A 20,365-nucleotide genomic window follows, 5' to 3' on the forward strand; every position below is an offset into this window, starting at 1 on the left:
GATCAGCTCGCCTCGTCCGCGGCGGCGAGCTGCCGTACGACGTCGTCCACCTCGGCCGATCCGCTCAGCAGCTGCTGCGACAGCCGGCCCATCAGGTCGAGGACCTTGCTCGACAGCGCGACGTGCAGCGCGGGCTTGCCGCTCTTGATCTGCGGCACGATCGCGGCCACGGCGGGCGCGCCCCCGGAGGCGTCGATGGTGGTGTCGGAGGTGATCGCACCGGCGCCGGTGGAGAAGGCGGTCAGCGCGGCGGTCGAGGTCAGCGACCGTACGAGGTCGGCGGCGAGCGCCGGGTCCTTGGCCGTCCTGGCGACCCCGTAGCCGATGCCGCCGTCGTACGGCAGGACGGGCTCGGCCCCCTCGGTGACCACGGGAGCGGCCATGACGCCGACGTTGTCCGGGCCGAGGAACTCGCCGAAGTCCTTCCAGTGGCCGACGTCCGACATCAGCCCGATGACGTGAGCGGCCTTGCCGGTGTCGAAGAGCGCGAAGGCGTCGTTGAACAGGGCGGTGGAGTTGGCGCCGTCATTGTTCAGGCCGTCGTCGCCGGCCTTCTTCCAGAGCCGGAAGATCTCCTTGACGTGCGGGGACGTCCAGTCGCGCTTTCCTGCGATCCAGTCGTCGTACTCCTTCGGCGTCAGGATGCCAGGCCCGAGCCCTGACATGAAGAACTGGATGCCGAAGCCCTCCTTGTTGCCGAGCGCCAGACAGTCGGCGCCGGCGGCCTTCTTGATCGCGGCGCAGCCGGTGACGAAGTCGTCCCAGGTCTTCGCCGGTTCCACCCCGGCCTTCTGGTAGATCGTCTTGTTGTAGTAGATGGGGTGGCCCTGCAAGGTCACCGGCGCGGCGTAGACCTTGCCGTCCTTGCTGAAGGCGTCCCAGCCGGCCAGGCGCTGCCGGTCGGCGGCCACGTACTCGTCCAGGGGGACCAGCAGGTTCACCCGGTCGCGCAGCTGGCCGCCGCCGTTGAACAGCATGACGTCGGGGCCCTTGCCCGACTGCGCCGCCGCGCCCAGCAGCGTGTAGTACTGGTCGAACGGCTGGGCCACGAACTCGACGGTGACGTCGGGATGTCGTGCGGCGAAGTCGGCCTTCGCCTTCTCGAGGTAGGACGCCACGCCCGGTTCGCCGGACTTCCAGTCCCAGACCACGATCTTGCTCAGTGCGCCCTTCGACGAGGGCTGGGTCGGTGCGGCGCTGCCACAGCCTGACAAGGCCAGCCCGATGACGAGAACGGCAGCCCAAAGGCTTCGCTGCTTCATGGCTTCACTCCCAGAGCGCGGCCGACGTCCCCGGCCGCAGTGCCCGAAAACGTAACTCGTATGACGTATTACGTCAATGGGGGTGCCCTATACTGGCGGAGCGCCGCCCCGGCGGCAGCGCAGCGTGGAGGGGGACATGACGGCATCGCAGGAATCGCCCGGCAGCGTCTCGGTGCCGCCTACTGGGCCGCCTACTGGGCCGCCCAATTGGGTCCGCCGCCCGGCCAGCCTGGCCAAGGCGGTGACCGCGGAGCTGGTGGAGCGCATCGTGCACGGCGTCCACCCGCCCGGCTCCCCGCTGCCCCCCGAGCCCGTGCTGTGCGAGACGTTCTCGGTGAGCCGCACGGTCGTCCGCGAGGCCGTGAAGATCCTCCAGGAGAAGGGCCTCGTCCAGGTCAGGCAGGGCGCGGGCACCACCGTCACCCCGCCCACGATGTGGGACATGCTCGACGAGCTGGTGCTCGCGGCCACCATCGACATGGACGAGAGCCTGGCCATCCTCGACGACCTCGTCGTCACGCGCCGCCTGCTCGAATCCGACATGGCCTACCTCGCCGCCCGGCTGGCCGACGACGAGACCATCGGGCGCCTGCTCGCCCTGGTCGATCGCATGGACGAGCTGGTGGGCGACCACGTCACCTACGCCGACCACGACCGCGCCTTCCACGACGTGATCATGCAGGCCTCCGGCAACCGCATCGCCCGGGGCGTCGTGCGCTCGCTGGAGAGCCAGGTCGTCAACACCGCCCGCTACCTCGGCGAGCCCCAGCGCGCGCTGTGCGTGGCGTCCAACCAGGGCCACCGCCGCATCTACGAGCGCATCGCCGCGCACGACCCCGAGGGCGCCAGCGCGGCGATGTTCACCCACATCACCGAGGCGTGGCTGGTCAGGCGCAAGGCCCCCACCGCCCCGGTGCGCCTGCAACGCTAGGCCGCCTGCCGCAGCGACAGCACCGCCCAGGGCGCCAGCTCGACGTCGAGCTCCAGCACGCCGTCGTCGGTCACCGTCAGCGTGGACGCGTGCAGCGTGTCGGCCACCCTGCGCAGGTGGTCGCGCTGCGCCGGCGACAGGTTGAGCGGCCCGCCGAGGGCGTGCCACGCCTCGGCGACGTTGCCGTGCTCCCAGTCCAGGACCTCGACGAGGAACGTGGTGCCCGGCTCCAGCCCTTCGATCGTGTGGCGGATCCTGCGGCCCGGCCCGACGTCAGCCAGCTCGCGGGTCGCGGCGTACGTGCCGCGCGCGCTCAGCCCCTTCAGCCCCATGCCGTCCGGATAGTTGAAGAACAGCGCCGACACGGCCGACGTGCGGCTGTCGCGGGTCACCACCCCGTCGGGCGTGGCGAGCAGCAGCCGGTCGCCCAGCCGTTCCAGCATGGTGAACGCGTGGAACGTCGGCTTGTGGATGCCGTCCTCGTTGACCAGCCCGAACCCGCCGTGGAACGGTCCGATGCCGGCTCCGCCCTCCTCGAACACGTCGGTGAACGTCCAGTAGGAGATGGAGTCGGCCAGGGACGCGCACTGCAGGTAGGAGCGGGTGATGGAGGTGGCCGCGAACACCGTGTCGTGGATGAAGTCGCGCGACGACGGCGACGTGGACCACTCGGTGATGTGGATCTCCGCCTCCGGGTAGGCGCTCTCGCGCAGCAGCGCCCGCAGCAGGGTCAGGTCGTCGTACGTGGCGTCGGCGTACCGGGTGATCTGCACCGCCTGGCCGTCGGCGCCGTAGGCGTAGTCGGTGGGGTAGAGGTGGGTCGAGACGAAGTCCACCGGCAGGTTCCGCTCCGCGCACCAGGACAGGAAGTCCTCGATCCACACCGGCCGCCAGTCGAGCGCGTCCACGTCGGTCGCGGCGGCCGTCCGCAGCATCGCCGAGCGGTCCTCGACCTCGCCCTTGTAGCGGTCGTCGGGCACGAAGACGCTGGTGGACGGGCCGCCCACCTTCAGCTCGGCGTCGATGGCCTTGATGGCCCGCACGCTCGCCTCGTACAGCTCGAAGTACTCGGTCTTGGTGCCGGTCCAGAAGTGGGGGACGAGGTTCGGCTCGTTCCACACCTCGAAGCGCCACCGCCGCACCTCGTCCAGGCCGTACCGGCCGATCCAGTGCTCGACGGTCGCGGTGACGAGGTCGCTCCAGCGCCGCATGTCCTTGGGCGGGCTGCAGTGCGCGCCCCACCAGAACAGCGTCTCGGTCTGGGTGGCCAGCTCGCGCGGCATGAACCCCAGTTCGACGAACGGGCGTACGCCCTGCTCCAGCAGGAAGTCGAAGACCTTGTCCACGTAGGAGAAGGTGTGCACCGGGGAGGGGAGCGGGCTGTCCGGGCCGAAGCCGCCGCCGTAGCTCTCGCGGTAGACGAACATGTCGTCGTGGAAGAGGCCGTGGAAGCGGACGTACTTCACCTTGAGGGTGTCCGCCACCTCGGCGAACTGCCGCTGCCAGTCCGCGCGCAGGGCCTCGTTGGCCCGCCCGGCCCCGATGCAGGCGCTCCAGACGTGCGGGAAGGCGCTCTCCTCGCGCGGCTCCCCGTCGATGCGCAGCAGGGATCTCGTCATGGTCTCTCTTTCTTGAGGGGGCGTCAGCCCTTGACGGCGCCCATGGTCAGGCCCGACTGCCAGTACCGCTGCAGGCAGAGGAACGCGATGATCAGCGGGATGATGGTGAGCAGCGAGGACGTGATCACCAGGTTCTGCACCAGGGCGCCGTTGCCGGCCGACGAGCCGAGCTTGTTCCACTGGTTGATGCCGACGGTCAGCGGATACCAGTCGGGGTTCTTCAGCATGATCAGCGGCAGGAAGTAGTTGTTCCAGATCGACACGAACGAGAACAGCAGGACGGTCACGCCCGCCGGCGCCAGCAGCGGCAGCGCGATCTGCAGGAACGTCCTGAACTCGCCGGCGCCGTCGATCTTCGCCGCCTCCAGCAGCCCGGTCGGCACGGCCTCGGCCGTGAACACCCACATCAGATACAGCCCGAACGGGTTGATGAAGGACGGGATGAGGATCGCCCACGGGGTGTCGGTCAGGCCCAGCTCGGCGAAGAGCAGGAACTGCGGGATCGCCAGCGCGATGCCGGGCACCGAGATCGACCCCAGGATGACGAGGAGGAACACCCGCTTGCCGGTGAAGTGCAGCTTGGCCAGCGCGTACCCGCCGAGCGCGGCGAGGAACGTCGAGACCGTCGCGCCGACGACCACGTACAGGACAGTGTTGAGCAGCCACCGGGAGAAGATGCCGTCCTGGTAGGTGAAGACCTGCACGACGTTGTCCCACAGCGCGAACTCGCGGCCCGGCGCCAGCCCGAACGTCGAGACGAAGTCCTCCTGCGACTTGGTCGCGTTGATGACCAGCCACACCAGCGGCAGCAGGCAGTACAGCGTGAACAGCCCGGTCATCAAGGTGAGGGTCTTGCTCTTACGCGGGTTGTCCACGGTGTGGAGACGCGGGTGGAGACGCGGGTGGAGACGCGGATGGAGCCGGAGGCTACTGGTCGGTCGCATTCCTCAGCCCTCTGATCTGGACGGCGTAGGCGACGGCGATCGTGATCGCCGCCATGACGAGCGCGAGCGCTGCCGCGTACCCCTGCTGGGAGCCGGTGAAGGCGAGGTTGTACGCGTACAGGTTCGGCGTGTAGAAGCTCGTGACGCCGCTGTTGGCGACCATCGTCGGCAGGATCTGCGGCTCGTTGAACATCTGGAACGTGCCGATGATCGAGAAGATGACGGTGACCACCAGCGAGCCGCGCAGCGCCGGCAGCTTGACGGCCCGCACGATCTGCCACTCGTTCGCCCCGTCGATCGCCGCCGCCTCGTACAGCTCGCGCGGGATCGCCTTGAGCGCGGCGTAGAAGATGAGCATGTTGAAGCCGGTGAACGCCCACGTCACCATCACGCCGATGGAGATGAGCGTGGTGCCGGGGGAGAAGGGGTCGAAGTCGGTGCCGAGGGCGTCGTTGAGGCTGCCGAACAGGCCGTACTTGACGCCGAGCAGGAAGCCCCACATGAGGGTCGCCACGATCGCCGGCACCGCGTACGGCAGGAAGATCGTCACCCGCAGGAACCGGGCGCCGTGCAGGCGCAGGCTGTCGAGGGCGAGCGCCAGCGCCGTCGAGAGGAGCAGCATGATCGGCACCTGCACGAGCGTGAACCGCACGACGCGCCCCACGCCGTCCCAGAACTGCGGGTCGGCGACGAGCTTGGTGTAGTTGTCCAGGCCGACGAAGACGTTGCCGCCGACCAGCTTGTCCTGGAAAAGGCTGAGGTAGGCGGCGTACGCGATGGGCACGATGAACACCAGGGCGAACAGCGCCGCGAAGGGCGCGATGAACGCCAGCCCGGTCTGCGGCCTGCCCCGCCTGCGCACCGGCGCGGGTGCGTGGGTCATGTCGGAGTTCCTTCCTGAAGCAGGCCCGCTAGTCCACCTGGAAGCCCTGCTCGTTGCCGTACTGGATGCAGCGCTGCCGCCACTGCTCCAGCACCTCGGCGAGCGAGCCCTTGCCGGTGGTGTAGAACGGTGAGGCGAGGTCGCCGTAGATCGAGCGCGCCCATTCGAAGAACGGCGGATACTGCCAGTCGTCGGCGACGATCTCCGTGGCCTCGGCCAGCACGCCGCCGACCTTCTGGCCGCCGAAATACTCGTTGGCCTTGCCGGTGAAGGTCTCGTTCTCCAGCACCGACAGGTTCGGCACGAACGCGCCCGCGTCGACGCGGGTCTGCAGGCCGCCGCCGTGCGCGAAGTACTCGAGGAAGGTGAAGGCCGCCTCCTTGTGCTCGGCCGCCTCGGGGATGCCGAAGGAGCTGCCGCCGTTCGCCGCGCCGGCCTTCTCGCCCTCCTGCCACTGCGGCATCAGGGCCACCTTGAAGTCGCCGGCTGCCTTCGGCGCGCGTTCTGGCAGCGTGGAGGTGAGCCAGCCGCCCATGGTCTGGGTGGCGAGGGTGCCGTCGTTGAGCGTCCTGTTCCAGTCGTCCGACCAGCCGGTGACCTTGGTGTTGATCAGGCCCTCGTCCAGCATCTTCTGCCAGAAGGCCACGGCCTTGGTGGTGCCGGGGTCGGTGAAGTCGATGTGCACCTTGGTGCCGTCCACCTTGAACGGGCGGCCGCCGGCCTGCCAGATGAGCGAGAGCAGGAAGAAGATGTCGCCGGTGTCCTGGGCGATGTAGTAGTCGTCGCCCAGCTTTCGGATCTTCTTGGCCGCCTCGTAGTACGCGTCCCACGTGGCCGGGGGCTCGTCGATGCCGGCCTTCTTCAGCGTGGCCTCGTTGTAGAACATCGCCGATGGCCCGTAGTCGGACGGCAGCGCGTACACCTTGCCGTTGACCGTCACGTCGTTCCACGCCGCCGGGACGTAGTCGGCCTTCAGCTTGTCCGCGCCGAGTTCGCCGAGGTCGGCCAGCTTGCCGGGGACCGCGAAGTACGGCACCGCGAAATACTCGAACATCACCAGGTCCGGCACGCCGGAGCCGGCCTGGATGGCGTTGTCGAGCGCCTGGTACTCGTCCTGCGACGAGCCCGCGTTGACGACCTCGACCTTGATGTCCGGATGCGCGGCCTGGAAACCGGGCACGGCCTTCTCGACGGTGCCGTCCCAGCTCCAGACGGTGATCTTCACCTGTTCGCCGCCGTCCGCGCCTGCCTGTCCGCCGCCGCCCGAGCACGCGGTCAGCGCGAGCATCGGTACGAGTGCCGCGCAGAGGAGTGTGAGCTTCCGGGAGAGCCGCATGGGGTCTCGCCTCTCGTCCTGAGCCGGTTACGAAATTATTTCGCAACATGTTCGGTGTTGCGGAGGACCATAGGTGTCGTTTCTGTCCGATGTCAACGGGGGGTCCTGCGTGATCGGGGCCGTGGTAGGTTTACGAAACAATTTCGGTGGAAGCCCGGAAGGAGCCTTGATGGGACGACGGGGTCGTTCTGAGCGCGTCACCTTGGCCGACGTCGCGCGGCGGGCCGGCGTCTCGCCGACGACGGCCTCGAAGGTGCTCAACGGGCGCAGCGACGTGGGCGCCAAGACCCGCGAGCTGGTGCTGGGCGTCATGGCCGAGATCGGCTACAGGCCGACGGCGGTCCGGCACGAGCAGCCCCGCGACAACACGCTGGTCACCGTGCTCGACATCGTCGAGTCCCGCTACGCCGGGACGGTGCTGCAGGGCATCCTGCTGGCCGCGACCACCGCGCGGGCCGAGTTGCTGCTGCGCCTGCCGCCCGACGAGCCGGTCAGCACCAGCCGGACGGCGGCCCGCACGTGGGTGGAGGAGCAGCAGGCGTCGGGCGTCGTCGGCGTGATCGCGCTGGCCGTCGCCGTGCCCGACCCGGTGCTGCACGCCGCCGACGATCTCGGGCTGCCCATCGTCACGATCGACCCCATCGACACCACCGAGTCGCGCCTGGTCAGCATCGGCTCCACGAACTGGGCGGGCGGCCGTTCCGCGACCGAACACGTCATCAAGCTCGGCCACCGCAGGATCGGCTGGATCGGCGGCCCGCTGGGTTCGGCACCTTCGCTCGAACGTTTCCACGGCTACCAGGCCGCGCTCGACTCAGCCGGCATCACCCCTGACCGCGCGCTGGTCCGCCACGAGGCGTTCTCCGTCGAGGCGGGGCGGCGCCACGGCCGCGACCTGCTCGCGCTCGCCGACCGGCCCACCGCGATCGTCGCGGGCAACGACGAGATAGCGGTCGGGGTGCTCGCCGCAGCGGGTGACCTGGGCATCTCCGTGCCGGGTCAGCTGTCGGTGACCGGCTTCGACGACACGCCGCAGACGCAGTGGACGACGCCGCGCCTCACCTCCGTCCGCCAGCCCCTGGAGGGCATGGGCCGGATGGCGGTGGAGACCGTGCTCGGCATGGCCGAGGGCGTCCAGCCCGCCTCCCGGCACTTGCAGCTCGCGACCAGCCTCAGCGTCCGCGACTCGACGGGCCCGGCCCCCGCCTGATCAAGTAGCCGAAAGTTACTCTTGTTTTCTGTGAACGTTATCGCTTACGTTGCTGCTGCAAACGTAACCGATAACGATTCCCCCTAGTGAGGCGGTATGGCCCTGGGCGGCTCGCCCGTGACCATGAGCGACGTCGCCCGGCTCGCGGGCGTCTCGACCACGACGGTCTCCCGGGTGGTCAACGGGCGGTACGGCGTCAGCGCGCGCACCATCGCCCAGGTCCGCTCGGCGATCGAGCGGCTCGGCTACGAGTCGAGCCTGGTGGCGACCAGCCTGCGGCGCAGCAGGACCGACGTGCTCGGCCTGGTGACGCACAGCTTCCAGTCCTACACCGCCGAGGTGCTCAAGGGCGTGATGGACGCCCTGAGCCGATCGGGCCTCGACCTGATCATCTACGCCGACAGCGACCTGTACGGAACCTACGCCGAGGGGTGGGAGCAGCGGCACCTGGCCCGCCTCGCGGGCACGCTGACCGACGGCTGCATCGTGGTCACGCCCTCGGGCGAGATCCGCAGCGGCATCCCGGTCGTCGCCATCGACCCGGCGAAGGACTCGCAGGTGCCGTCGGTCACGGCCGCCAACTTCGAGGGCGCCACCGCGGTGGTCGAGCACCTGCTCGGCCTCGGGCACCGGCGCATCGCGTTCATCGCGGGCCGCGCCGAGCTGGCCGCCTCGTGGTCACGCGAGGAGGGCTACCGCAAGGCGCTGGCCCGCGCGGGCGTCCCGGCCGACCCTTCGCTGGTCGCGCAGGGCGACTTCAACCCCGACTCCGCGGCGCCGCTCGCGCGGGCGCTGCTGGAGCGGCCCGACCGGCCGACGGCGATCTTCGCGGCGAACGACGGGATGGCGCTGAAGGCTCTGGAGGTCGCCAAGGAGCTGGGGCTCAGCGTCCCCGGCGACCTGTCGATCGCCGGCTTCGACGACATCCCCGAGTCGGCGCTGGCCCAGCCGGGGCTCACCACGGTGGACCAGTCGGTGTACCGGCTCGGCCTCGAGGCCGCGCGCATGCTCAAGGCGCTGGTGCGCGGCGGCTGGGACGGCCCCGCCCAGATCGTGCTCCCGACCCGGCTGATCGTGCGCGGCTCGACCGCGCCGCCGAGGAGCGCCATGTGATCGTGAAGCCACGCGATGTAGTGGCGTCACGCCGCACCTGACACCCGCGGCAACGGGCGTCAGGCGGGCAAGCGGATCCCACGACGGAATGGAGGTGCGAAACACCCACAACACAGAGTCCATCGCATGAATCAGGCCGACCATCCGGGCTGCAACCGTGGCCGGCCATCAAGGGAGTTTTTGCATGCCTTCTTTAGAATATCACGGCAGGTCACGCGTGCTCCGGCTCACCGCCGCGATCACCGCGGCCCTCGTCGCGCTCGCGGTCGCGGTGCTCGCTCCGCGACCGGCGATCGCCGACACTCCGTGGCTGGCCGTCTCGGAGGACGGCTACGCCTCGTTCACCGTTCCCGTCTCCGCCGTCGAGGCCGCCGTCGGCGGCTCGGTGTCGTCGGTCCTCATCGAGGGGAACTTCGGGCCCTCCGCCGCGTGGGCGGAGTTCGGGCTGACCCGGCGCGGTGCCGCCTTCTCCGGCGTGCTCGGCCCGCTCAAGCCCGGCCTGTACACCTACCAGGTCACGGCCGACGAGACCAAGGGCGTCAAGGACCCGACCAACGCCACCACCGTGGCCTCCAAGCCGCTGTGGAGCACGTTCTTCGTGGCCGGCGAGCAGGCCGCCCCGCTGGCGGACGTGCCTGAGGGGCAGGGCGGCACGGTCGAGACCCTCACCTACGCCAAGGGCTCGGCCCTGGTCTGGACGCCGCGCGGCTACACCGGCAAGGGCGCCAAGAAGTACCCGGTGCTCTACCTCGACACCGCGGGCGTCGCCGCCGGCGACTGGCTGGACCTCGGCCGCGCCAAGCAGATCCTCGACAACCTGTCGGCCCGTAAGGCCATCGAGCCGATGGTGGTCGTGATCGGCGAGACCGGCGAGGAGCTGCGGAAGGCGGTCGCCGGCCGCTACCGCGTCCACCGCGGCCCCGCCCACCAGGCGATCGCCGGCGCCGGCGAGGGCGGGACGAACGCGCTGCGCGCCGCCCTCGGCCACCCCGCCGAGTACGCCTACGCCGGCTCGTTCTCGGGCCTGCTGACCGAGGTCGCCGGCAAGGCCAAGCCGCACCTCAAGCTGCTGCGCCTCTACACCGGCAACGTGACGGACCCGGCGTACAACGCGACCGTCAAGCTCGGCAAGGCGCTCGACCGCGCCCGCGTCTCCTACGAGTTCGACGGGGTCAACCCCGACGCGGGGGCGAACTGGAACGCCTGGCAGGAGAACCTCATCGACTTCCTGCCGCGCCTGTTCCGCAACGTCCGCGACCACGGCCCGAGCGACGGGCACGGAAGGCTGAAGGGCGAGTTCGCCCCGCCGCCTCCTGGCACGACGCCGACGCCGTTCGTGACCGACGACGGCTTCGTCACGTTCGAGACCACCACCGAGTTCGCCGCCGCCAAGCAGGTCAAGGTGTGGGCGAACTGGGCGCCGGGCGGCAGCTGGCTGCGCATCCACCTGACCAAGGCGGGGGACCGGTGGCGGGGGACCGTCGGCCCGCTCGACCCGTGGTTCTACTACTACAAGTTGATGGTGGACGGCGTCTCGCTCAAGGACGCGTCGAACCCGACCAAGGTCACCACCGAGCAGACCTGGAGCACCTTCCTCGTCAACGGTGAGCAGGCCCGCCTGCTCACCGACGTTCCCGAGGGCCAGAGCGGCAAGGTGGAGCGCCTGACGTACCAGAGCACGGTCGCGAACCAGGAGCGGACCGCGCTGGTGTGGACCCCGCCGGGCTACGACCCCGACCGCGCGGAGCCGTACCCTGTCTTCTTCCTCCAGCACGGCGGTGGCCAGAACTACACCGACTGGACCGAGATGGGGCGGGCCAAGCAGATCCTCGACCATCACTTCCTCGACGGGAAGATCGTGCCGATGGTCGTGGTGATGGGCAACGGCAACGTCTCCGACTTCAACCGCGAGCTGCTGGAGAACATCGCCCCGGCGGCCAAGGCCCGCTACAACATCTCTGACGACCCGTCGCAGCAGGCCCTGGCCGGGCTGTCGATGGGCGGCGGCCAGACGTTCGGCATGCTCAAGGCGCATCCTGGACGGTTCGCGTACATCGCGGCGTTCTCGGCCGGCTTCGGCAGCGGCGCGGGCGTCGACGCCGAGGCGATCAACAGCGGCACCAAGCTGCTGCGCCTCTACATCGGCGACCAGACGGACTTCGTCTACCCGGGGTTCGCCTCCACCCTGGCCACCCTGGACGACCTCGGGATCCGCTACGAGTTCGACGGCGTCACCCCGGGACCGCACGGCTGGGACGTCTGGCAGAAGAACCTCATCGACCTGGCACCCCGCCTGTTCAAGCGCTGAGCCCGGCGGCTCTGCCCCGGCAGAGCCGTGTTAGCGCTCACATGAGGATCGGCGGCGGGGCACGGAAGCCATCCGTGCCCCGCCCGCCGATCACTCGGCCCCACCGGTGGCGCACGAATCCCCGCGTGCGCCGCGATCGCAAGGAAAACACCACATGAAGAAGACACGGCTCTCCACCGCGGCGCTCCTGCTCGCCGCCGCGACCGCGCTCGCGGGCTGCGCTCCCGACCCGGGCGGCGGCGGTGGCACGGACGCGAACGCCACCAAGGCCGCCACGAACGGCGCCAACGACAGCGGCAACAGTGCGAGCAACTGCACGAACACCATCCCCAAGAAGGACCTGCCGGTCGTCACGATGTGGGGCTGGTATCCGAACACGCAGCTCGTCGTCGACAACTTCAACAAGCAGAGCAGCGACGTCCAGGTCTGCTGGACCAACGTCGGCCAGGGCAGCGACGAGTACGAGAAGTTCCAGACGGCGATCGCGGCGGGCACCGGCGCACCCGACGTCATCATGATCGAGATGGACCGCATCCCGACCTTCCAGATCCAGAACGCGCTGGTCGACATCAAGCAGTACGGTTACGACGCCGTCAAGGCCGACTACGGCGAGGGCGCGTGGAAGGACGTCTCGGTCGGCGACGCGATCTACGGCGTGCCGGTCGACGGCGGCCCGTTGGCGATGATCTACCGCAAGGACATCTTCGACAAGTACAAGATCAAGCCGCCGAAGACGTGGGCCGAGTACGAGGAGGCGGCCCAGAAGGTGAAGGACGCGGGCGGCCCCGCGTTCGGCGACTTCGCCGCCAACGTCTCGGCGCTCACCATGGCGCTGCAGATCCAGAAGGGCGCCAAGCCCTTCACCTACGACCCGGCGCAGAAGGACACGATCGGCATCAAGCTGAACGACCAGGCGTCCAAGGACGTGCTGGAGTACTGGGGCAGGCTGGCCGGCAAGGGCCTGGTCGGGACGCAGGACCAGTTCACGCCCGAGTACATCTCCGGCGTCATCAACGGCAAGTACGCGACGTACATCTCGGCCGCATGGGCGCCCGGCTACCTCACCGGCGCCGGCGTCGGCAAGGGCGAGGACACCGGCAAGTTCGCGGTGGCGCCGCTGCCGCAGTGGGATCCCGCCAACCCGGTGCAGGTCAACTGGGGCGGGTCGGCGTTCTCGGTGACGACCCAGGCCAAGAACCCGGAGCTGGCGGCGAAGGTGGCCTACGGGCTCTACGCCGACAAGGAGTCGCTCACCGACGGCTGGACCAACCAGATCATCTTCCCGCTCAACCTCAAGGCGCTCAAAGACCCGGCGTTCGAGGAGCTGAAGGTCGAGTTCTTCGACGGCCAGCAGGCGAACAAGGAGGTGTACGTCCCGGCGGCGAACGCCTACCAGGGCGTCACCTACAGCCCGTTCGGCCAGTACTACTTCGACGCCATGACGAAGCAGGTCAGCGCGCTCATCGACGGCTCCGTCAACGCCGCGCAGGCCGCCGACCGGCTGCAGGAGGACGTGGCCGGCTACGCCAAGGAACAAGGCTTCACCGTCCAGTGACGTGACGCGTCCGGCCGCCGCTCAAGAGCGGCGGCCGGCCCGTATCCGACCCTCAGTCTTCCCGGAGCCAGAAATGACCCTCATGATGGAGAAGAGTGCGCCAAGCGCCAAGGACAGGAAATCGAGCAGTCGCGGCAAGGTGCGCCTTCGCGAGCATCTGATGGGGTGGCTCTTCGTCGGGCCGTTCGGGCTCGTCTTCCTGGCGCTGCTCATCGCGCCGCTGTGCTACGCCTTCTATCTCAGCCTGTGGCAGAAGCGGCTGATCGGCGGCACCAGCTTCGTCTTCCTCGACAATTACGTTAAGGCGTTCACCGACCCCAGCTTTCTGTCCGGCACCTGGTTCGTCATCCGCTTCTCGCTGGTCTCCATCCCGCTGCAGATCATCGTCGCGCTCGTGATGGCCCTGATCCTGGACTCGGTCACCTCGCGGTTCGCCCGCTTCTCGCGCCTGATGATCTTCCTGCCGTACGCGATCCCGACGGTCATCGGCGCGGTCATGTGGGGCTTCCTCTACAGCAAGAGCTTCGGCCCGCTGACCGACATCTTCAGCCTGTTCGGCACCACCGCGCCGGACTTCCTCAGCAGCAACCTCATCTTCTACGGCCTGGTCAACATCGTCACCTGGCAGTGGGCCGGCTACTACATGATCATCCTGTACGCCGCCCTCCAGGGCATCGACCCGGCCCTCTACGAGGCCGCCCGCATGGACGGCGCCGGCGGCCGGCAGATCGCGCTGCGCATCAAGATCCCGCTGATCGCCCCCGCGCTGCTGCTCATCCTGGTCTTCTCGCTCATCGGCACCCTGCAGTTCTTCAACGAGCCGCAGATCCTGCGCTCGCTCGCGGCCGGCACCATCGGCCCCGACTTCACCCCCAACATGTACGCCTACCAGCAGGCCTTCGGCCTGGCGAACTTCACCTACGGATCGGCGATCTCCTTCGCCCTCGGCGGGGTCATCTTCGCCGGCGTCTACGCCTTCCTGTTCTTCACCCGCAAGCGGAGGACCTTCCTGTGATGAGTGACCGCTCGCCCGCCGGCACCCGTCGCCGGCCGAACCGCAACCTGCCCCTGCACCTCCTGCTCGCCTTCCTGGTCGTGTACTTCCTGGTGCCGTTCTGGTGGGTCGTCGTCAACAGCTCCAAGGACGCGGCCGGCCTGTTCTCCGGGGGCAACACCCTCTGGTTCTCGGGCAACGTCGACTACCTGGGCAACCTGCAGCAGCTGTTCACCTACGACAACGGCATCTACGCCAGGTGGATACTCAACTCCACCCTGTACGCCCTGGCCGGCGGCATCGGCGCGACCGTCCTGGCCGTCATGGCCGGCTACGGGTTCGCCAAATACCGCTTCGCCGGCCGGCGTTTCAGCTTCTCGCTCGTCCTCGGCGCGCTGATGGTGCCCGCGACGGCGCTGGTGATCCCGACGTTCATGATGTTCTCCGAGTTCGGGCTGACCAACACGATCTGGGCGGTCATCCTGCCCTCGCTGCTCAATCCGTTCGGCGTCTACCTCATGCACGTCTACGCGCGCGACGCGGTGCCGAACGAAATCCTGGACGCCGCCCGCGCCGACGGCGCCGGCGAGATCCGCACGTTCCTCCGGGTCGCGTTCCCGCTGATGCGGCCCGCCGTGGTCACCGTGCTGCTGCTGTCGGCCGTCGCCTCGTGGAACAACTACTTCCTGCCGCTCGCCATGCTGTCGGACAACCGGCTCTTCCCCGTCACCGTCGGGCTCGGGCTCTGGCAGGGCATCGCCTCGGCCAACAACGCGGGCACCACCTCGCTGTGGAGCCTCATCATCCTCGGCGCGCTCGTGTCGATCATCCCGCTCGTCATCTCGTTCTTCGTCCTGCAACGCCACTGGCGCGGCGGCCTGTCCGTCGGCGGCCTGCGCTAGGAGTTCTCAGGACGCGGGGTGCGGGTCGCCGAGGTAGGGGAACCGGTCGAGCGTGTCGGTGTGCGGGCTCAGGCCGGTGGGCGGCGCCTCGTTCTTCGTGAGGAACGCGACGCGGACGTCGATGACGTCCTCGGTGAACGTCCGGCCGTTCGGATGGGCGGCCGGCTTCGCCGGGTCGAAGTGCAGCACGTCCGGCAGCAGGCCGTGCTCGTCGATCGCGGCGATCGCCTCCTCGCGCGAGTAGCCGCCGGTGTGGCCGAGCAGGTGGACGAACGGGTCGGTCCACCGCTCCCGGTCGCCGGCCGGCTCGCTCGCGTTGTACTCCTCCTTGATGCCGTCGAAGTCGAAGAAGATGGCGTCGCTGCGGCTGCCGGCCGCGATCGTGTGATGCCCGGCCGTCACCACGTTCGCCTCGGGGCCGAACGAGACGCGGGCGTCCTTCACGATCTCGGTGCCGCCCGGCTCAGGATCGCGGGCCTGCTCGCCGGTCGCCAGGTACACGCTGTAGGTCTGGGAGCCGTCCGGTCCCGGCTCGCCGAACACCCAGCTGAACGCGATGTCGGCCAGGTAGTCGCCGTCGTCGTCGATGTTCAGGCGGTAGACGGCGTCCGGGTGCAGGGCGTCGGCGTTGGGGGTGGCGTTGAGGATGAGCACCGTCCTGCCCGGGTCGCCCGGCGCCTGGAAGGCGTACAGGTCGCACAGGTCGAGGCGCTGGTCGCCGAGTGGCGGCCCGAGGCTGAGGCCGGTGAAGTGGTTGGACATGGCTGACCCTCCCAGCGGCTGCCGGTTCGTTGCGAGACCTTCCCTGTCACGCTAGGTGGGAGGTGGCAAACGGCGGCGAAAGCAGCGGTCGGCCGCTTGCCGGGTCTTGAGGAGTGATGTTGCCGCGTGGCAAAGTGGCTTTGCCACGCGGCAAAGAGCGTCTTGGGGAGGAGGTGGGCGATCGTGGTCACCCAGCGGGACGTGGCGCGGCTGGCGGGGGTCTCCGTGCGTACCGTCTCCAACGTGGTCAACGACTTCCCGCACGTCTCGCCGCAGACCCGCGCCCAGGTGCAGCGCGTGCTGGACGAGCTCGACTACCGGCCCAACGTCGCCGCCCGCAGCCTCAACCTGGGCAGGTCCCGGCTGCTCGCCCTCGTGCTGCCGCTGGACGTGCCGTACTTCACGGAGCTGGCCGGCCACGTGGCCGGCCAGGCGGAGGAGCGCGGCTACACGGTGCTCATCGACGGCACCGAGGGCATGGCCGAGCGCGAACGGCGCATCCTCATGCGGCGCGACCGGTCGGCGCTGTTCGACGGGTTCATCTTCAGCCCCATCGGCCTGACCGGGAACGAGCTGCGCCGCTGGGCCGGCGACTGCCCCGCGGTGCTGCTGGGAGAGCTGCGGGTGCCGGGCGTCGACCACGTCGGCATCGACGACACCGCGGCGGCCCGCGCGGTCACCGCCCACCTCGCCTCCCTGGGCCGCACCCGGGTCGCCGTCATCGGCGTGCCGCACCCGCCGCCGGCCGACGCCCTCGACGCGCCGGCCGGGCGGGAGACCTCGGTGCATCGCGCGGCCGGGTACGAGCAGGGGCTCGCCGACGCGGGGCTGCCCTACCGGCCCGAGCTGGCCGTACGGGTGCGGCACTACCAGCGCGAGGACGGCAGGCGGGCGATGGAAGACCTGCTCGCCCTGCCGGAGCCGCCGGACGCCGTCTTCTGCGCCAACGACCTGCTCGCCATCGGCGCCGTGCACGCCGTCCTCGCCGCCGGGCTGCGCGTCCCCGAGGACGTCGCCGTCGCCGGCTTCGACGGCATCGAGGAGGGCCGGTACGCCAACCCCGCCCTGACCACCGTCGAGCCCGACAAGCGGCGCATCGCCGAGCTGGCCGTGACCCGGCTGTTGGAACGGGTCGAGGGCGGCGCGAGCGAGCCCGTGCACCTGGAGGCGCCCTGGCGGCTGGTGGTCAACGCCAGCACCGCAGGCCGCCGGACCGCATGACGTCGATCATCCTCCACGAGAAAGTGAGCATCGTGCCCGACACCCCCGAAGTGCCCCGCCCCGAGTACCCGCGCCCGCAGTTCGTCCGTACCGAGTGGCAGTGCCTGAACGGAACCTGGCAGTTCGAGCGGGACGCGGGCGACTCAGGGCTGGAGCGCGGGCTGCTGGAACGGGACCTGTCCGGCGAGATCGTCGTGCCGTTCTGCCCCGAGGCGCCGCTGTCCGGCATCGGCGACCCCGACTTCCACCCGGCCGTGTGGTACCGCCGCACCGTCACGGTGCCGGGAGAGTGGGCGGGCCGGCGGGTGCTGCTGCACTTCCAGGCCGTGGACCACGACGCCACCGTGTGGGTGGACGGCGTCGAGGCGGGCCGGCACCGGGGCGGGTTCACGCCGTTCAGCTGCGACCTGGCCGCCGCGGCCGATCCCGAGCACACGTACACGGTGGTCGTCAGGGCCAGGGACCCGCGCACCGGGCCGCAGGCGCGCGGCAAGCAGGTCCGCACGTACGAGGGGCACGGCCCGTGGTACGGCCGCACCACCGGCATCTGGCAGACGGTGTGGTGCGAGCCGGTGCCCGACGCCCACCTCGGCCGGCCGCGCATCACCCCGAACGTCGCCGCGTCCGCGTTCCGCGTCACCGTCCCCGTCTCGGCGAACCGGCCGGGACACCAGGTGCGGGTCACGGTCTCCGACGCGGCGGGCGAGGTCGTCCAGGCGCAGGTCCGCGCCGACCTCGACCTCGCCGCCGAGCTGTGGCTGCCGCTGCCTTCCGACCGGGCACGCCTGTGGTCCCCCGAGGACCCCCACCTGTACGACCTGCGCGTCGACCTGCTCGACGCCTCAGGCGCGGTCGCCGACACCGCCGCCAGCTATGCCGGGCTCCGCTCGGTCTCCATCGACGGGCACGCCATCCTCCTCAACGGCGTCTCCGTGTTCCAGCGGCTCGTGCTCGACCAGGGCTACTACCCCGACGGCCTGATGACCGCGCCCTCCGACGAGGCCCTGCGCCGCGACATCGAGCTGGGCATGGCCGCCGGCTTCAACGGCGCCCGGCTGCACCAGAAGGTGTTCGAGGAGCGCTACCTCTACCACGCCGACCGGATGGGCTACCTGGTGTGGGGCGAGTTCGGCGACTGGGGCGCCGACGTCGGCGGGCCGCCCGGGGACAACCAGCAGCCGACCGCGTCGTTCGTCACCCAGTGGCTGGAGGCCGTCGAGCGCGACTACTCCCACCCGTCCATCGTCGGCTGGTGCCCGCTCAACGAGACCGCACAGCGGTGGCACGACCGCATCACCGTGCTGGACGACGTCACCCAGGCCATGTACCTCGCCACCAAGGCGGCCGACGCCACCCGTCCCGTCCTCGACGCCTCCGGCTACTCCCACCGCGTGCCCGGCGCCGACGTCTACGACTCGCACTGCTACGAGCAGGATCCCGAGCTGTTCGGCAAGATGATGGACGGGCTCGCCGAGGGCCGCCCCTATGTCAACGCCGACGCCGACGGGACGCCGTGGTCGGTGCCGTACCAGGGGCAGCCGTACTTCTGCAGCGAGTTCGGCGGCATCTGGTGGAACCCCGACGTACGGCAGGGCGAGTCGTCCTGGGGTTACGGCGAGCGTCCCGCCACCGAGGAGGAGCTGCAGCGGCGCTTCGCCGGGCTGGTCGGGGTGCTGCTGGACGACCCCCGCATGTTCGGCTACTGCTACACGCAGCTCACCGACGTCTTCCAGGAGCAGAACGGCATCTACCGCTTCGACCGCACCTCGAAGCTCGACGTGGCCCGCATCCGCGCCGCCCAGCAGCGCCCGGCCGCGATCGAACAAGCGGAACGCCCGGCGGCGGGCTGACCTGCGAGCCGGGAGGATCCATCCGCCCGGCGAGCCCGCTGCGGCGATCGCGACCCCTGCCCGCACACCGATCCCCGATGCGAACCCCCGGCGGTGATCGTGCATGGGAGCTTGGTTCTGGGAAGAGACTGGTGGTGGAACCAAGGTCCGGTCAGGAGAACGCCATGACCAAGCCCGCCGAGCCGCGCGGCCGCCGCGCCGAGGACCCTCGTCCCGGCGCGGGGAAACTCCGCCCAGAAGAGCGCTCTGGGGAGCCGCGGCGTGTCCAGGTGCTGCTCTCGCCCGCCAACGTGTGGCGGGTCGGGTTCGCCGTCGTCGCGGTCGTCGTCGTGGTGTACCTGATCCGCTTCATCCTCACCGACGCCGGTTCGCTGGTCGTCGTGGTGGTCATGGCCTGGTTCCTGTCGCTGGCGATGGAGCCCGCCGTCGGCCGCCTGTCGCGGCACATGCGGCGCGGCATCGCGGCCGTCCTGGTGATGATCGGCATCGCGCTGCTCGCCGGGCTGTTCCTCTACCTGTTCGGGAACCTGTTCGTCGAGCAGGCCGCGCTGCTCGTGCGCGCGCTGCCGGAGGTGGTCACCGGCGCGATCGACTGGGTCAACGGCAGATTCGGTACGCGCTACGACATCTCCACCATCCTCAGCTCCATCAACCTCACCCCCCAGCAGGCCGCCACGTACGCCCAGGACCTGGTCGGCGGCGTGCTGGGCCTGCTGGGCACGATCACCGCCGCGGTGTTCAACACCTTCGCCCTGCTGCTGCTCACCTTCTACTTCTCCGCCGACGGCCCCCGCCTGCGGCGCTGGCTCGCCCAGCTCCTGCCGGGCCGCATCCAGCAGGTCTTCCTGACCGTGTGGGACGTGTCGCTGGTCAAGACCGGCGGCTACGTCTCCGCCCGGCTCATCCTCGCCACCATCAACGCCAGCACCTCGACGCTGGTGTTCTCGCTGATCGGCATGCCGTCCTGGCTGGCGCTCGGCGTGTGGACGGGCGTGGTGGCCCAGTTCGTCCCGACGATCGGCACGTACATCGCGATCGCTCTGCCCACGGTGGTGGGCCTGGTCTCGCCGAGCCCCTGGATCGGGGTGGCGGCACTGGCCTGGGGGATCCTGTACCAGCAGGTGGAGAACCTGACGCTGGAGCCGCGCATCAGCGGCCGGTCGGTGAACATGCATCCCGGTGTCGCCTTCGCGGGCGTGCTGCTGGGGGCGCAGCTGTTCGGGGCGGTGGGCGCGCTGCTGGCGGTGCCAGTGCTGGCCATGCTGCTGTCGCTGGTCGACACGTTCGTCTCGCGCAAGGAGATGATGCCGGTCATGCCCGAGGTGCCGGAGGCGTACCTGGACGAGGACGAGGGCCCCGCCGACCCCCCGCCGCCCGGCTCGGAGCCGGGTACGGCGGAGGCGAAGGACGACCGGCCCGCCGCCGGCTCCGCGCCACCCCGCCCGCCGGGCGGCGCCAGGTGAGCTTCGCGCCGC

The 20,365-nt window shown here is 69.8% G+C and carries 16 protein-coding genes; 10 read left to right on the top strand and 6 right to left on the bottom strand.

What is annotated here, in order from left to right:
• Positions 1-2: 2 nt before the first annotated feature.
• Positions 3-1,262 (bottom strand): extracellular solute-binding protein, encoded by a 1,260-nt coding sequence (locus tag ABZW11_RS30650; protein ID WP_355424476.1) that lies wholly within the window; start codon positions 1,260-1,262, stop codon positions 3-5.
• Positions 1,263-1,398: 136 nt separating this feature from the next.
• On the opposite strand from ABZW11_RS30650, the gene ABZW11_RS30655 reads away from it, so the two are divergent.
• Positions 1,399-2,193, top strand: coding sequence for a FadR/GntR family transcriptional regulator (locus ABZW11_RS30655; protein ID WP_355424479.1), 795 nt, complete (start codon positions 1,399-1,401; stop codon positions 2,191-2,193).
• Here ABZW11_RS30655 and ABZW11_RS30660 read toward each other — a convergent pair.
• The 4 genes from ABZW11_RS30660 to ABZW11_RS30675 all read right to left on the bottom strand — a co-directional run bounded on the left by ABZW11_RS30660 (position 2,190) and on the right by ABZW11_RS30675 (position 6,975).
• A complete protein-coding gene (locus ABZW11_RS30660) occupies positions 2,190-3,812 on the bottom strand; it encodes a beta-xylosidase (RefSeq protein ID WP_355424482.1) in 1,623 nt (540 codons plus the stop codon). The two genes, ABZW11_RS30655 and ABZW11_RS30660, sit on opposite strands and share 4 nt — an antisense overlap.
• Positions 3,813-3,835: 23 nt before the next feature.
• On the bottom strand, positions 3,836-4,651 hold the full coding sequence (locus tag ABZW11_RS30665; RefSeq protein ID WP_355424485.1) for a carbohydrate ABC transporter permease: 816 nt from the start codon (positions 4,649-4,651) through the stop codon (positions 3,836-3,838).
• 88 nt (positions 4,652-4,739) lie between these two features.
• Positions 4,740-5,639: a sugar ABC transporter permease gene (locus ABZW11_RS30670; protein WP_355424487.1), complete on the bottom strand. Its 900-nt coding sequence runs from the start codon at positions 5,637-5,639 to the stop codon at positions 4,740-4,742.
• Between the two features lie 28 nt (positions 5,640-5,667).
• Positions 5,668-6,975 (bottom strand): sugar ABC transporter substrate-binding protein, encoded by a 1,308-nt coding sequence (locus tag ABZW11_RS30675; protein WP_355424489.1) that lies wholly within the window; start codon positions 6,973-6,975, stop codon positions 5,668-5,670.
• A gap of 169 nt (positions 6,976-7,144) precedes the next feature.
• On the opposite strand from ABZW11_RS30675, the gene ABZW11_RS30680 reads away from it, so the two are divergent.
• From ABZW11_RS30680 to ABZW11_RS30705, 6 genes are all read left to right on the top strand, one after another.
• Positions 7,145-8,185: a substrate-binding domain-containing protein gene (locus ABZW11_RS30680; protein WP_355424491.1), complete on the top strand. Its 1,041-nt coding sequence runs from the start codon at positions 7,145-7,147 to the stop codon at positions 8,183-8,185.
• 96 nt (positions 8,186-8,281) lie between these two features.
• Complete coding sequence (locus ABZW11_RS30685; RefSeq protein WP_355424494.1) at positions 8,282-9,298, top strand: LacI family DNA-binding transcriptional regulator; 1,017 nt, start codon at positions 8,282-8,284, stop codon at positions 9,296-9,298.
• 184 nt (positions 9,299-9,482) lie between these two features.
• A complete protein-coding gene (locus tag ABZW11_RS30690; RefSeq protein WP_355424497.1) occupies positions 9,483-11,606 on the top strand; it encodes an alpha/beta hydrolase-fold protein in 2,124 nt (707 codons plus the stop codon).
• A gap of 154 nt (positions 11,607-11,760) precedes the next feature.
• Positions 11,761-13,161: an extracellular solute-binding protein gene (locus tag ABZW11_RS30695; RefSeq protein ID WP_355424500.1), complete on the top strand. Its 1,401-nt coding sequence runs from the start codon at positions 11,761-11,763 to the stop codon at positions 13,159-13,161.
• 160 nt (positions 13,162-13,321) lie between these two features.
• Positions 13,322-14,176, top strand: coding sequence for a sugar ABC transporter permease (locus ABZW11_RS30700; RefSeq protein ID WP_355424502.1), 855 nt, complete (start codon positions 13,322-13,324; stop codon positions 14,174-14,176).
• Entirely contained in the window at positions 14,176-15,057 is an 882-nt protein-coding gene (locus tag ABZW11_RS30705; protein WP_355424505.1) for a carbohydrate ABC transporter permease, read from the top strand. Before ABZW11_RS30700 ends, ABZW11_RS30705 begins: the two co-directional genes overlap by 1 nt.
• Before the next feature lie 6 nt (positions 15,058-15,063).
• Here ABZW11_RS30705 and ABZW11_RS30710 read toward each other — a convergent pair whose 3' ends face one another.
• A complete protein-coding gene (locus ABZW11_RS30710; RefSeq protein ID WP_355424508.1) occupies positions 15,064-15,819 on the bottom strand; it encodes a DUF4331 family protein in 756 nt (251 codons plus the stop codon).
• A gap of 183 nt (positions 15,820-16,002) precedes the next feature.
• Here ABZW11_RS30710 and ABZW11_RS30715 point away from each other — a divergent pair, with 183 nt between their 5' ends.
• From ABZW11_RS30715 to ABZW11_RS30725, 3 genes are all read left to right on the top strand, one after another.
• Complete coding sequence (locus tag ABZW11_RS30715; RefSeq protein ID WP_355424511.1) at positions 16,003-17,040, top strand: LacI family DNA-binding transcriptional regulator; 1,038 nt, start codon at positions 16,003-16,005, stop codon at positions 17,038-17,040.
• Entirely contained in the window at positions 17,037-18,890 is a 1,854-nt protein-coding gene (locus ABZW11_RS30720; RefSeq protein ID WP_355424514.1) for a sugar-binding domain-containing protein, read from the top strand. The genes ABZW11_RS30715 and ABZW11_RS30720 overlap by 4 nt, the downstream gene beginning before the upstream one ends.
• 164 nt (positions 18,891-19,054) lie before the next feature.
• Positions 19,055-20,353 carry an AI-2E family transporter gene (locus ABZW11_RS30725; RefSeq protein ID WP_355424518.1) on the top strand — a complete coding sequence of 433 codons (1,299 nt, stop codon included), beginning with the start codon at positions 19,055-19,057 and terminating at the stop codon, positions 20,351-20,353.
• Positions 20,354-20,365: the final 12 nt, after the last annotated feature.

Origin of the sequence: Nonomuraea sp. NPDC004580, from assembly GCF_040609855.1 — a bacterium.
In the GTDB taxonomy this organism is placed as follows: domain Bacteria; phylum Actinomycetota; class Actinomycetes; order Streptosporangiales; family Streptosporangiaceae; genus Nonomuraea; species Nonomuraea salmonea.

Excerpts from the sequence above, each read along its gene's own strand:
- ABZW11_RS30650 (WP_355424476.1), bottom strand. The coding sequence starts at position 1,262 with ATGAAGCAGCGAAGCCTTTGGGCTGCCGTTCTCGTCATCGGGCTGGCC.
- ABZW11_RS30655 (WP_355424479.1), top strand. The coding sequence starts at position 1,399 with ATGACGGCATCGCAGGAATCGCCCGGCAGCGTCTCGGTGCCGCCTACT.
- ABZW11_RS30660 (WP_355424482.1), bottom strand. The coding sequence starts at position 3,812 with ATGACGAGATCCCTGCTGCGCATCGACGGGGAGCCGCGCGAGGAGAGC.
- ABZW11_RS30665 (WP_355424485.1), bottom strand. The coding sequence starts at position 4,651 with ATGACCGGGCTGTTCACGCTGTACTGCCTGCTGCCGCTGGTGTGGCTG.
- ABZW11_RS30670 (WP_355424487.1), bottom strand. The coding sequence starts at position 5,639 with ATGACCCACGCACCCGCGCCGGTGCGCAGGCGGGGCAGGCCGCAGACC.
- ABZW11_RS30675 (WP_355424489.1), bottom strand. The coding sequence starts at position 6,975 with ATGCGGCTCTCCCGGAAGCTCACACTCCTCTGCGCGGCACTCGTACCG.
- ABZW11_RS30680 (WP_355424491.1), top strand. The coding sequence starts at position 7,145 with ATGGGACGACGGGGTCGTTCTGAGCGCGTCACCTTGGCCGACGTCGCG.
- ABZW11_RS30685 (WP_355424494.1), top strand. The coding sequence starts at position 8,282 with ATGGCCCTGGGCGGCTCGCCCGTGACCATGAGCGACGTCGCCCGGCTC.
- ABZW11_RS30690 (WP_355424497.1), top strand. The coding sequence starts at position 9,483 with ATGCCTTCTTTAGAATATCACGGCAGGTCACGCGTGCTCCGGCTCACC.
- ABZW11_RS30695 (WP_355424500.1), top strand. The coding sequence starts at position 11,761 with ATGAAGAAGACACGGCTCTCCACCGCGGCGCTCCTGCTCGCCGCCGCG.
- ABZW11_RS30700 (WP_355424502.1), top strand. The coding sequence starts at position 13,322 with ATGGGGTGGCTCTTCGTCGGGCCGTTCGGGCTCGTCTTCCTGGCGCTG.
- ABZW11_RS30705 (WP_355424505.1), top strand. The coding sequence starts at position 14,176 with ATGAGTGACCGCTCGCCCGCCGGCACCCGTCGCCGGCCGAACCGCAAC.
- ABZW11_RS30710 (WP_355424508.1), bottom strand. The coding sequence starts at position 15,819 with ATGTCCAACCACTTCACCGGCCTCAGCCTCGGGCCGCCACTCGGCGAC.
- ABZW11_RS30720 (WP_355424514.1), top strand. The coding sequence starts at position 17,037 with ATGACGTCGATCATCCTCCACGAGAAAGTGAGCATCGTGCCCGACACC.
- ABZW11_RS30725 (WP_355424518.1), top strand. The coding sequence starts at position 19,055 with ATGACCAAGCCCGCCGAGCCGCGCGGCCGCCGCGCCGAGGACCCTCGT.